Source organism: Afipia birgiae 34632 (assembly GCF_000308295.2).
Taxonomy (GTDB): domain Bacteria; phylum Pseudomonadota; class Alphaproteobacteria; order Rhizobiales; family Xanthobacteraceae; genus Afipia; species Afipia birgiae.
In genome coordinates this window covers 625,868-637,630 of the sequence record NZ_HG326653.1, presented here as the reverse complement: position 1 = coordinate 637,630, position 11,763 = coordinate 625,868, and the positions used below count along the sequence as shown (strand labels likewise).

At 63.0% G+C, this 11,763-nt stretch carries 15 protein-coding genes; 10 read left to right on the top strand and 5 right to left on the bottom strand.

Translation table 11 applies throughout. From position 1 onward, the window contains the following. Nucleotides 1-21 precede the first annotated feature (21 nt). Complete coding sequence (locus BN32_RS17010) at nt 22-777, bottom strand: SDR family oxidoreductase (protein ID WP_040426861.1); 756 nt, start codon at nt 775-777, stop codon at nt 22-24. A gap of 208 nt (nt 778-985) precedes the next feature. On the opposite strand from BN32_RS17010, the gene BN32_RS17005 reads away from it, so the two are divergent. Further along, nucleotides 986-2,512 (top strand): malonate--CoA ligase, encoded by a 1,527-nt coding sequence (locus BN32_RS17005; RefSeq protein WP_019199143.1) that lies wholly within the window; start codon nt 986-988, stop codon nt 2,510-2,512. Nucleotides 2,513-2,551: 39 nt separating this feature from the next. On the opposite strand, the gene BN32_RS17000 is transcribed toward BN32_RS17005, so the two are convergent. After that, on the bottom strand, nt 2,552-3,412 hold the full coding sequence (locus BN32_RS17000) for a sulfite exporter TauE/SafE family protein (RefSeq protein ID WP_019199144.1): 861 nt from the start codon (nt 3,410-3,412) through the stop codon (nt 2,552-2,554). A gap of 275 nt (nt 3,413-3,687) precedes the next feature. Between BN32_RS17000 and sdhC the strand changes: the two genes are divergently transcribed. The 5 genes from sdhC to BN32_RS16975 all read left to right on the top strand — a co-directional run bounded on the left by sdhC (nt 3,688) and on the right by BN32_RS16975 (nt 8,727). Then, a complete protein-coding gene (sdhC, locus tag BN32_RS16995; RefSeq protein ID WP_040426617.1) occupies nt 3,688-4,083 on the top strand; it encodes a succinate dehydrogenase, cytochrome b556 subunit in 396 nt (131 codons plus the stop codon). Then, nucleotides 4,080-4,487 (top strand): succinate dehydrogenase, hydrophobic membrane anchor protein, encoded by a 408-nt coding sequence (gene sdhD, locus BN32_RS16990; protein WP_019199146.1) that lies wholly within the window; start codon nt 4,080-4,082, stop codon nt 4,485-4,487. The genes sdhC and sdhD overlap by 4 nt, the downstream gene beginning before the upstream one ends. Before the next feature lie 3 nt (nt 4,488-4,490). After that, on the top strand, nt 4,491-6,314 hold the full coding sequence (gene sdhA / locus BN32_RS16985) for a succinate dehydrogenase flavoprotein subunit (protein ID WP_040426616.1): 1,824 nt from the start codon (nt 4,491-4,493) through the stop codon (nt 6,312-6,314). 42 nt (nt 6,315-6,356) lie between these two features. After that, nucleotides 6,357-7,139, top strand: a complete 783-nt coding sequence (locus BN32_RS16980; protein ID WP_019199148.1) for a succinate dehydrogenase iron-sulfur subunit — start codon at nt 6,357-6,359, stop codon at nt 7,137-7,139. 328 nt (nt 7,140-7,467) lie between these two features. Further along, entirely contained in the window at nt 7,468-8,727 is a 1,260-nt protein-coding gene (locus tag BN32_RS16975; protein WP_019199150.1) for an adenylate/guanylate cyclase domain-containing protein, read from the top strand. A gap of 16 nt (nt 8,728-8,743) precedes the next feature. Here the strand turns inward: BN32_RS16975 and BN32_RS27815 are convergent, their stop codons facing one another. Next, nucleotides 8,744-8,815 (bottom strand): hypothetical protein, encoded by a 72-nt coding sequence (locus BN32_RS27815; RefSeq protein ID WP_244438205.1) that lies wholly within the window; start codon nt 8,813-8,815, stop codon nt 8,744-8,746. On the opposite strand from BN32_RS27815, the gene BN32_RS27810 reads away from it, so the two are divergent. The 3 genes from BN32_RS27810 (at nt 8,796) to BN32_RS16960 (ending at nt 10,303) form a co-directional block, all read left to right on the top strand. Beyond that, nucleotides 8,796-8,969 (top strand): hypothetical protein, encoded by a 174-nt coding sequence (locus BN32_RS27810; RefSeq protein ID WP_244438190.1) that lies wholly within the window; start codon nt 8,796-8,798, stop codon nt 8,967-8,969. The two genes, BN32_RS27815 and BN32_RS27810, sit on opposite strands and share 20 nt — an antisense overlap. 125 nt (nt 8,970-9,094) lie before the next feature. Further along, nucleotides 9,095-9,901 (top strand): FkbM family methyltransferase, encoded by an 807-nt coding sequence (locus BN32_RS16965; protein ID WP_019199152.1) that lies wholly within the window; start codon nt 9,095-9,097, stop codon nt 9,899-9,901. Nucleotides 9,902-9,913: 12 nt separating this feature from the next. Next, nucleotides 9,914-10,303 (top strand): VOC family protein, encoded by a 390-nt coding sequence (locus BN32_RS16960; protein WP_019199153.1) that lies wholly within the window; start codon nt 9,914-9,916, stop codon nt 10,301-10,303. A gap of 104 nt (nt 10,304-10,407) precedes the next feature. On the opposite strand, the gene BN32_RS16955 is transcribed toward BN32_RS16960, so the two are convergent. After that, complete coding sequence (locus BN32_RS16955) at nt 10,408-10,785, bottom strand: MAPEG family protein (protein WP_019199154.1); 378 nt, start codon at nt 10,783-10,785, stop codon at nt 10,408-10,410. A gap of 215 nt (nt 10,786-11,000) precedes the next feature. On the opposite strand from BN32_RS16955, the gene BN32_RS26295 reads away from it, so the two are divergent. Next, a complete protein-coding gene (locus BN32_RS26295) occupies nt 11,001-11,213 on the top strand; it encodes a hypothetical protein (RefSeq protein WP_019199155.1) in 213 nt (70 codons plus the stop codon). A 344-nt stretch (nt 11,214-11,557) separates the two neighbouring features. Here the strand turns inward: BN32_RS26295 and BN32_RS27335 are convergent. Continuing rightward, the coding region (locus BN32_RS27335) for a hypothetical protein (protein ID WP_179944848.1) at nt 11,558-11,763 on the bottom strand (206 nt) is incomplete at its 5' end.

Genomic DNA, 11,763 nt, shown 5'->3' with positions numbered 1-11,763 from the left:
TACGGGGGAGGGAGAAAAAATTCACAACAGCGTCGGCGTCACAAAGCCGCGGTTGTACGTCGGCGAGATCAAGATCTCATTGATGCAGGCATGCGGCGGCATGCTCGCGACGAATGCGATGGTGCGGCCGAGATCTTCCGGCTGCAGCATCTTCGCCATGTCCTCGGCGGATGGCGGCACCGGGCGCAGTTTCAGGATCGGCGTTGCGACTTCGCCCGGAGACAGACAGCAGGCGCGCAGGCCGTTCTTGAATTCATCCATGTTGAACGAATGGGTCAGCGCCAGCACCGCATGCTTGGTGGTGGTGTAGGCAGGCCCGGTCATTTTCGAGACGTGACGTCCCGCCCATGAGGCGACGTTGATGATGACGCCGTCCTTCTGCGCGCGCATCGCCGGCAGCACAGCGCGCATGCAGTACATCACGCCAGAGAGATTGATATCGACCAGCTTGTCCCAGCTCTCGGTGGTGATGTCGTCCCAGCTCCGCTTCGGCACGTTAACGCCGGCGCTGTTGACCAGAAGATCGATGCGGCCGTGTTTGGCGACGATCTCCTTCGCCACCTTCTCCGCATCCGCAGCGCTGCTGACATCGAGCGCCATCGCCTCGACCTTGCCGCCAGACTTCGCGATGCTCGCAACCGCCTCGTCGAGCACATCCTTGCGGCGACCCGAGATCACGACGGTCCATCCTTCCCTGGCCAGTTCCTGCGCACCCGCAAGGCCAATGCCGCTTCCCCCGCCTGTGATCCAGGCCACACGTTTCTTGTTATTGCTCATGCCGGTTGTCTCCGTTGCCTTGTGAAGGATGGTTTTGCTAAGAGTCGTGCCGAAAGTGCCGGCAACAAACGTGAGAGTTCCTTTCGTCATTGCGAGGAGCAAAGCGACGAAGCAATCCAGTCCTTTCTTGCAGCTCTGGATTGCTTCGCTTCGCTCGCAATGACGGCATTCATGACGTTATCGACCCCGCCCAACTTTGGAATGTTGCATGAACGCCGCCGCGAACGCCAACCTGTTTTCACGCCTGTTTGATGGGCTTGCCGACACCGGCAGGCTTGCGATCGAGACCATGGACGGAACACGCATCAGCTATGCCGATCTGATCGCGCAATCCGGACGCGCTGCGAATTTCATCACCTCGCGCGGCGTCAAGCCGGGCGACCGTGTTGCAGCGCAAACCGAAAAATCGGTCGAAGCGCTGGTGCTGTATCTGGCGACGGTCCGCGCCGGCGCGGTCTATCTGCCGCTCAACACCGCCTACACGCTCAATGAGCTTGAATACTTCATCGGCGACGCCGAGCCGTCGCTGATCGTGTGCGACCCGTCGAAGGCGGACGGCATCAAGGCGCTCGCAGCGAAGAGCGGCGCAACAGTCGAGACGCTCGACGCCAATGGCAAGGGATCGCTGAGCGATGGCGCGGCCAGGGCCGCGTCCGATTTCGCCACCGTCGCGCGCGCGGGCGACGATCTCGCCGCCATTCTCTACACGTCGGGCACCACCGGCCGCTCCAAGGGCGCGATGCTGACCCACGACAATCTGGCGTCGAACTCGCACAGCCTCGTTGAGTACTGGCGCTTCACGCAGGACGACGTGCTGATCCACGCACTGCCGATCTATCATACGCACGGGTTGTTCGTGGCGAGCAACGTCACGCTGTTCGCGCGTGCGTCGATGATCTTCCTGCCGAAGCTCGATCCCGAACTGATCATCAGGCTGATGACGCGCGCCACCGTGCTGATGGGCGTACCGACCTTCTATACGCGGCTGCTGCAGTCGCCGAATCTGACGAAAGACTCCACGTCGCATATGCGGCTGTTCATCTCGGGCTCCGCGCCGCTGCTGGCCGAGACCCATCGCGAATGGTCGGCACGCACGGGGCATGCGGTGCTGGAGCGCTACGGCATGACCGAAACCAACATGAACACGTCGAACCCCTACGACGGCGAGCGCGTGCCGGGTGCGGTGGGCTTTCCGCTGCCGGGCGTCTCGGTGCGCGTCACCGATCCGGACACCGGAACAGAATTCGCGCGTGACGAGATCGGCATGATCGAGGTCAAGGGCCCGAATGTGTTCAAGGGCTACTGGCGGATGCCGGAGAAGACCGCCGCGGAATTCCGCGCCGATGGCTTTTTCATCACCGGCGATCTCGGCAAGATCGATGATCGCGGCTACGTCCACATCATCGGCCGCGGCAAGGATCTGGTGATCTCCGGAGGGTTCAACGTCTACCCGAAGGAAGTGGAAAACGAGATCGACGCCATTCCCGGCGTCACTGAGTCGGCGGTGATCGGCGTGCCGCATGCGGATTTTGGCGAAGGCGTCACCGCGGTCGTGGTCGGCGACAAGGCGACAACGCTCGATGAATCCGCGGTGCTGCATGCGCTCGATGGGCGGCTGGCGAAATTCAAAATGCCCAAGCGCGTGATCTTCGTCGACGACCTGCCGCGCAACACCATGGGCAAGGTGCAGAAGAACGTGCTGCGCGACACCTATGCGGGGATTTACAAGAAGTAATCTCTCCCTCTCCCCGCTTGCGGGGAGAGGTGAGAGCCCTCAATACCCTGTCGCGAGACTCACGACGAACCGCGACGACACGATCAGGAGATAACAGCCGAACGCGATTTCGAGTTTCCGCTTGGTGAGGAAATGCGCGACGCGCACGCCGAGCGGCGCGACAAGCAAGCTTGTCGGCATCACCAGCAATGCGCCGATGATCGAAATGTAGCCGACCGCAAACGGCAACTGCAGCGCCGCCACTTCGGGGAAGCGCGACGCGGCGGGCCAGCCCGCATAGATGTAGCCGAGCGCGCCGGGGATCGAGATCAGCACCGCAAGACCCGCCGAGGTGCCGATCGCCTGATGGATCGGGCGGCCGTAGAAAGTCATCAGGAGATTCGAGAACAGCCCGCCGCCGATCCCCATCAGCGTCGAAAGCAGGCCGATGAAAAAGCCGTACACCTTCATGAAAATGCCTTTCGGCATCTCCGCGCCGAGCCGCCAGTTCTCCTTGCCGAGCAGCAGCCGCGCCGCGGCGGACCACGCCACGCCGACGAACACGTATTTGAACAGTTTCTCCGGCGCGTAGCGCGCGATCACGCTGCCCAGGATGACGCCGCCGAGCACCGGCAGCGCCCACCTCTTGAGGATGTCCATGTCGACACTGCCGCGCTTGTGGTAGGCCTGCCATGAGCGGATCGCGGTTGGAATGATGATGGCCAGCGACGTGCCGATGCAGAGCGGCATGCGCGCGTCCAGCGGCACGCCGGCGATGCGGAAGCATTCGTACAGCACCGGCACCAGCACGGCGCCGCCGCCGATGCCGAAAATCCCGGCCAGGAACCCTGCCAGCGCGCCGGTCACCAGCAGCAGCAGAACAAGTTCAAGCAGTTGGGGGCTGGTCAGACCGGCGATCATGCGGCGGTGTTGCCGAGATGCCCAAGCATTTCAATCCATTTCCAGAGCGCGAGATGAATCCCGCTTCACATGTGATTTGCGCTATTCGTGGTATACGAAAAACAGGTATGCCAGAAGGACTAAAGCATGGACGAAGTATTGATTTTAGATTCAATACTAGGTCAATTCTGCGTTGCGCTCGTTCCGCCTTCTCCGTAAATAGAAGCCCTCTAATAGCCCGATCCCGCATAATAAAGTCGGCAGCTTTGTTCTGCCGCCAACCATTAAAGTCGCGCATGGCACCCAGGATCGACCGTCCGCTTTCACCTTTCATGACCTACCGCTGGACGCTGACGATGGCGATGTCCATCGTCCATCGGATCACCGGTATCGCCCTTTATGTCGGCACGCTGCTGATGGCGTGGTGGCTGATCGCCACCGCCTCCGGGCCCGGCGCCTATGCCAATATCCAGGGCTTCACCTCGAGCTGGATCGGCCGCATCGTCGTGTTCGGTTACACGTGGGCGCTGCTGCACCACATGCTCAGCGGCATCCGGCATTTCATCTGGGATCTCGGTTACGGCTTCGGCCCCTCCGAGCGCGAATGGCTCACCCGCGCCGCCCTGATCGGCTCCATCACCCTGACGATCCTTGTGTGGGTCGTCGCTTTCGTTGTGGGAGGCGGACGATGAGCGCCAACAACGCCAAGCCATCGACCTCGATCCGCACCCCGCTGTCCCGCGTCCGCGGGCTTGGTTCTGCAAAGTCAGGCACATCGGACTTCTTCCGCCAGCGCGTCACTGCGATCGCGATGGTGCTGCTGTTCGTGCCGGTCATCGTGATCATCATGTCGCTGCTCGGCCGCAACCAGGCCGGCGCCGCCCAGATCCTCGGCTCGCCGCTGGTCGCCGTCATCATGATCCTCTTCATCATCGCCAGCATCTGGCACATGAAGATCGGCATGCAGGTCGTGCTGGAAGATTACGTCACCGACGAGAAAACCAAGCTCGCCGCGATCATCGCGAACAACTTCTTTTCTGCGGCGGTCGGTCTCGCATCGATCTACGCCATTATCAAACTGTCGTCGGGAGTTTAATTGATGGCATCGAATGGCCAGAGCGCGCCCGCCGCGAACGGGCAAGCCTACGCAGTTGAAGATCACACCTATGACGTGATTGTCGTCGGCGCCGGCGGCGCGGGTCTGCGCGCGGTGGTCGGCTGCTCGGAAGCGGGCCTGCGCACGGCCTGCATCACCAAGGTTTTCCCGACACGTTCGCACACCGTCGCGGCGCAGGGCGGCATCTCCGCCTCGCTCGGCAACATGCACAAGGACGACTGGCGCTGGCACATGTACGACACCGTCAAGGGGTCGGACTGGCTGGGTGATCAGGATTCGATCGAATACATGGTGCGCAACGCGCCGGAGGCGGTCTACGAACTCGAGCACTGGGGCGTGCCGTTTTCGCGCACCGAGGACGGCAGGATTTATCAGCGTCCGTTCGGCGGCATGACCATGGACTATGGCAAGGGCCAGGCGCAGCGCACGTGCGCCGCCGCCGACCGCACCGGCCACGCCATGCTGCACACCATGTACGGCCAGGCGCTGCGCCATTCGGCGGAGTTCTTCATCGAATTCTTCGCCATCGACCTGATCATGGACGATCAGGGCGTCTGCCGCGGCGTCATCGCGCTCAAGCTCGACGACGGCACGATCCATCGCTTCCGCGCCCAGACCACGATTCTCGCCACCGGCGGCTATGGCCGCGCCTATGCGTCATGCACCTCGGCGCACACCTGCACCGGCGACGGCGGCGCGATGGCGCTGCGCGCAGGTCTGCCGTTGCAGGACATGGAGTTCGTCCAGTTCCACCCGACCGGCATTTACGGCTCGGGCTGCCTTGTCACGGAAGGCGCGCGCGGCGAAGGCGGCTATCTGGTCAATTCGGAAGGCGAGCGCTTCATGGAGCGCTATGCACCGTCGGCGAAGGACCTCGCGTCACGCGACGTGGTCTCGCGCGCGATGACCATCGAAATCCGCGAGGGCCGCGGCGTCGGCAAGAAGAAGGATCACATCTATCTTCATCTCGACCACCTCGATCCGAAGATCCTGCACGAACGCCTGCCTGGCATCTCGGAGTCGGCGCGAATCTTTGCCGGCGTCGATGTGACACGCGAGCCGATCCCGATGATCCCGACCGTGCACTACAACATGGGCGGCATTCCAACCAACTTCCACGGCGAAGTCGTCACCAAGAAGAACGGCGACGACAACGCAGTGGTCCCGGGCCTGATGGCGGTCGGCGAAGCCGCCTGCGTATCGGTGCATGGCGCCAACCGTCTCGGTTCGAACTCGCTGATCGATCTCGTGGTGTTCGGCCGCGCCGCGGCGCTGCGCTGCGCCGAGAAGCTCATCCCCAACGCCTCGCAGCCGGACCTGCCCGCCAGTTCCTCGGATCTCGCGCTCGGACGCCTCGATCATTTCCGTCATGCCGCGGGCGGCACGCCGACCGCGAAGCTGCGCGAGAACATGCAGCACGTGATGCAGAACAACTGCGCGGTGTTCCGCACCGGCGACGTTCTGAAGGAAGGCCAGGTGCTGATCCACAAGGTTTACGGCGGCATCGGCGACATCGGCGTGTCCGACCGTTCGCTGGTGTGGAATTCGGACCTCGTCGAGACCCTCGAATACGACAACCTGATTTCCCAGGCCGTGGTGACGATGGACTCCGCCGCCAACCGCACCGAGAGCCGCGGCGCCCATGCGCGCGAGGACTTCGCCGAGCGCGACGACAAGAACTGGATGAAGCACACGCTGGCGTGGATCGACGGCAAGGGCACCTCCACCATCGATTACCGCCCGGTGCACGACTACACGATGACCAACGACGTTCAGTACATTCCGCCGAAAGCGCGCGTTTACTGATCGCCGCATAGAGTTACGCGAACAAGCGAAGGTTCGAGACCCATGGTTGAATTCGCCCTCCCGAAGAATTCGAAAATCACCGGCGGCAAGGAATGGCCGAAGCCGGCCGGCGCGACCGAACTGCGCGAGTTCAAGGTCTATCGCTGGAATCCGGACGACGGCAAAAACCCCGGCATCGACACCTACTACGTGAACACCCACGATTGCGGGCCGATGATTCTCGACGCCCTGATCTGGATCAAGAACAACGTCGATCCGACGCTGACCTTCCGCCGCTCCTGCCGCGAAGGCGTCTGCGGCTCCTGCGCCATGAACATCGACGGCACGAACACGCTGGCCTGCACCCGCGCGATGGACGAGGTCGAGGCCGGCCCGATCAAGGTCAATCCGCTGCCGCACCAGCCGGTGGTCAAGGATCTCGTGCCGGATCTGACCAACTTCTACGCGCAGTACGCCTCGATCGAGCCGTGGCTGCACACCACCAGCCCCACGCCGCAGAAGGAATGGAAGCAGTCGCCGGAAGACCGCGCCAAGCTCGACGGTCTTTACGAGTGCATCCTGTGCGCCTGTTGCTCGACCTCGTGCCCGAGCTACTGGTGGAACAGCGATCGCTTCCTCGGCCCGGCCGCGCTCTTGGCTGCCGACCGCTGGGTGAAGGACTCGCGCGACGAGGCCACCGGCGAACGGCTCGACAATCTGGAAGATCCGTTCCGGCTCTATCGCTGCCACACCATCATGAACTGCGCCAAGGCCTGCCCGAAGGGTCTCAACCCGTCGGAAGCCATCGCCGACCTCAAGCTGAAGATGGTCGAACGGCAGGTCTGAGTCGCATTCAATACCTTCGAATTGATAATGGCCTGTCCGAACGCACGGACAGGCCATTATGTTTTTCACGGCCCCTGCCAAGCGCCGATCAAAATCCGTCGACGTCGATCACGGCCTGCGCGAAGGCATGCGGCGCTTTCTGCGGCGGATTGTGTCCGATGCCGCCGGTGAATAGACAATGGGTCATGCCCGCAGGCAGCGCGATACCAAGGACGAGCGCAAGATTTTGATCAATCTCACCGGGGCCGGTCGCGGCAAAGTAGGGCCCGTAGCCAGACTATCCCCGATACTGCCTCGAAACATCGCCAATCTCGCGCGAAGGAACCGGATGGACCTCACCTCACGTCTTGAAATCATGAACTGGCTGGCCGGCGCCGGTCTGTCCGGCCTTACTGAAACGGACCTTGTCCGTGGGTTCTGCGAACGCAGCAGGGCCGCCGGACTTGAACTGTCGCACGGCGTCGTCTTCATGGACACGCTGCATCCGATTTTTGAAGGCCGCGGCTTTCGATGGAGCGACGTCGAAACCAACAGCAGCGACACGTTCGAATATGGCCCCACCAGCGAGGGCGAGGCCGCGGAACGCTGGCAGCGCTCGCCATTCCACGCCATGCTGGTCAGCGGACAGAGCGAGCGCAGATTCGGCCGCGACGAGATCGATTCCCGGTTGATCGCCGACCTCGGGATCGAAGGTCACCAGGATTTCGCGGTGCTCCTGCATCGGTTTGGTGACGCCGGGATCATCGGCGAGATGGATTGCTGCTATTCGTTCTGGTCGATGCGGCGGCCGGACGGCTTCGATGAAGCCGCCATGGGCGCGATGCGCGATCTCGTGCCGCTGCTCGGACTGGCAGTGAAATCAGCCGCGCATGCCCGCATCGCCCGCACGCTCGGGCATGTGTACCTTGGCCGCGATGCCGCCGAACGCGTCCTGAGCGGGCGCATTTCCCGCGGCGTCGCCGACCGCATCAACGCGGTCCTGTGGTTTTCCGACCTGCGCGGCTCGACGGCGATCGGCGAGGCGATGGACCCTGCCGAGATCATTCCCTTCCTCAACGACTATGCCGACGCGGCCATCGGCGCGATCCATGACGAGGGCGGCGACGTCCTCAAGCTGATGGGCGACGGCGTGCTGGCCATTTTCAATGAAGACGACATGGACGCCGCGCGGCGCGCGGCGCTGCGCGCAGAAAACCAGTTCCGAAAAAACATCCAGACTCTCAACGAACGGCGCGCCTCCGGCAACAGGCCGACGACCACGGCCTATGTGGGGCTGCATGTCGGCGAGGTGTTCTACGGCAATATCGGCAGCGAAGAGCGGCTCGACTTCACCGTGGTCGGTCCGGCGGTCAATGAGGTCAGCCGCATCGCCTCGATGTGCCGCTCCATCGAACGCGAGCTTCTGGTGTCGTCGGCGTTTCTGGCCGGGATCAATGCACCCGGAAGCGTACACTTCGTCTCGACCGGGCGTTATGCGCTGCGCGGAATCGGGAGGGCGGAGGAACTCTACACACTCGATCCTGAAATCAGGGCCGATGGACAGGCCGCCAGCCGCTTCGAGCGGTATCTGCAAGATCGCAAGCAATGAGGTCTTCGTGCCGCCGTCAGTTCAGCGCCCCGATGCGCTCGAGCTCGGAGACGTCAAGCACGTGCACGATGCCGCCTGAAAATTCGATCAGGCCGCGATCGCGAAACTGGCTGAGGACCCGGCTGACATGGCGTCAGACCGACCGCGTCCGCGATGTGCTGCTGGCGCAGCGGCACACGGTAGCGCTGGTCGCGGACGGCGTTGCGGGCGGCAATCCTTCGCATCAGAACAAAGCACCGTGACCCGTGAGATGTCCGCGAGCATGCAGCAGGCCGCCGTTGAGGCGGCCAGCATCGGACGCAGCGCAACCGGATAATTTGCCGGAGCGCATCTTGCAACGGCGGGCGGGCTGCGCGATGACTTGCACATGAGCGACGATCAAAAGCCTTTCGGCAGCTATGCCCCCAACGCCTTGCAGCGCGTGGTGATCGCCGCCGCGCACGGCTCCGGCCTCAAGCGCGGCGCATTCCGGCCATGGCTGTCGCGTCTCGTCCATCTGCTGGGGTCAGGCCCCATCGACGCCACCTATCAAGGGGCGTCGTTCCGGCTGCATCACCTCGCCAGCGGGACCGAGCGCGGCGCGCTGTTCAATCCCGATTACAATCTGCCCGAGCTGGATTTCCTGCGCGAGTATGCGCCGCGCGGCGGCACCTTCATCGATGTCGGCGCCAATGTCGGCACCTATGCGGTGGCGCTGGCAAAGCATGTCGGCGCGACCGGCCGCGTGATCGCCATCGAGCCGCATCCGGTGTCGAGCGCGCGGCTCGCCTTCAATGCAGCCGCCTCCCGTCTCGTAAACCTGACGCTGATCAAGGCCGCCGCAGGCGATACGGAAGGCGAACTGATGATCGAAACCGACGGCGGCAATCTGGGAGCCAGCCACATTTCCGAAACCGGCGGCACCAGGGTGGCCGCGCACCGGCTGCTGACGATCCTGCGCGATGCCCGCATCGAGCGCATCGATGCGCTCAAGATCGACGTCGAGGGTTATGAGGACCGCGTGCTGACGCCGTTTTTCCGTGAAGCGCCGGAGTCATTGTGGCCGCGCGCCGTCGCCATCGAGCATCTGGAACGAAAAGACTGGCTGCACGACTGCATCAAGGACATGGTCGGCCTCGGCTACGGCATCGCGGGCAAGACCCGCAGCAACACGCTGCTGGTGCGGAGGTCATAAAGGAAGCAAGGCATGATCGATCATATGGGTTTCGCTGTATCCGATTACGAACGCGCGAAGGCTTTCTACGCCAAGGCGCTTGCGCCGCTCGGTTATGAGCTGATCATGGAAGTGCCGGCCGCCGTCAATCCCAGTGGGGCGCCCGCGGCGGGCTTCGGCGAGAATGGCAAGCCGGATTTCTGGATTGGCGGCGAAGGCAAGCTCGCGCATCCGCTGCATGTTGCGGTCGTTGCAAAAACGCGCGCAGCGGTGGATGCGTTTTACAAAGCCGCGATGGCGGCAGGCGCACGCGACAATGGCGCGCCGGGCCTGCGCCCGCATTATCATGCCAACTATTACGGTGCGTTCGTGTTCGATCACGACGGCCACAACATCGAGGCCGTCTGTCACGCGCCGGGCTAGAGCGGCATCAATCAGGTTTCCTCATTGTGAGGAGCCGGCGACGAAGCAATCCAGCTCTTTCTTGTGGCTCTGGATTGCTTCGCTTCGCTCGCAATGACGAAGTCTTACTTGAATGCCGGCAGCACGAAGATCGCGACGCCGACCGCCATGGCTGCGCCGAACACCACCGAGCGTGCGGTGGACTGGTTGAAGATGTACAGCAGCGCGTGGGCGATCCGCAGCAGGATGTAGAGCACCGCGAGCACGTTCACCGTATAGACCGGCGCGCCCAGGGTGAGCGCGATCACCACCGCGACCGCGAAGAACGGGAACGTTTCAAGCGCATTCTGGTGCGCGGCATAGATCCGCCGGTTCTTCGGCGGCAGGTTGTCGTAGTCCTCGCGCGGATAGCGGTTATCGCTGGCGACACCGAGCTTGGAATACTTGCTCAGCACGTAAGGCATCAGCGCGGCGATCAGGACGCACCAGTAGGCGAGCGGCATCGGACGTTCCCCCTCATGTTCTGTCGCTGCTATCTCCTTGGCTTCACGGTCTGCTGTCAATATGCGGGAACCCGACATGTCCGCGCCCCCGATAACGGAACATAGTTCTCCTCCGTTCGTTGCTTCCCGCTCCACAGGTTGACGGAGATCAGGATGAGGGATGCTGCCGCAGCAGAGTATCGTCCTGATCTCGGCGAAAACCGAAAGGCCGCGATGTGACGAAAACCTTCGCGCAAATTCCCGGCGAGCCGGAAGAGATTCCACCGGCAACGCCGGGAATACCCGTCGAGCCCCCGCAGGAAAGTCCGCCGGGAAATCCGCGCCCGGAAGTGCCGCCACCGATGCACGATCCGGTGGAGCCGGACTCGCCGCGCGAGCTTCCGCCAAACGCGCCGGACGAGATGCCGGTGCGAACGCCGCGGCGCTGATCCGCGGCGTTCCTGTGGTGCACCACCGCACCTGCGGTTGGCACGTACGCGTTTGCACCTACACATTCGCAGCGTATCTTAACGTCCATTCATTCTCGGCGCGCCGATTCGCCGTGCGGCGTGAAATAGTTTCGTCTGTTTTGTCTTCGCCACATTACCGCCTAATCACTATCCACTGATCGCAGTTCACTTCGTTGCGACGGGCGACAGCTTTCCTGCTGTTTTGCTTTCTTCTCACCCCAGAGGCCTCATGAAGAACATTCGACTCCTTCTGCTGACGACGACTGCGATCGCTGCGGTTCAGCTCGCGCAGCTTCCGGCTCACGCCGAAACATCGTCGATCGTCATCGCGCAAGCCGCAGCGCCCGAAGAACCGAAGGCACCGCCGAAAGCCGCTCCTCCAGCGCCTCCGAAGGCTGCGCCCGCACCACCGCCTGCGCCGCCCAAGGCTGCTCCGCCTCCGCCGCCCGCACCTCCGAAGGCTGCACCACCGCCACCTCCGCCAGCTCCGCCCAAGGCTGCACCTCCACCGCCTCCTGCGGCACCCAAG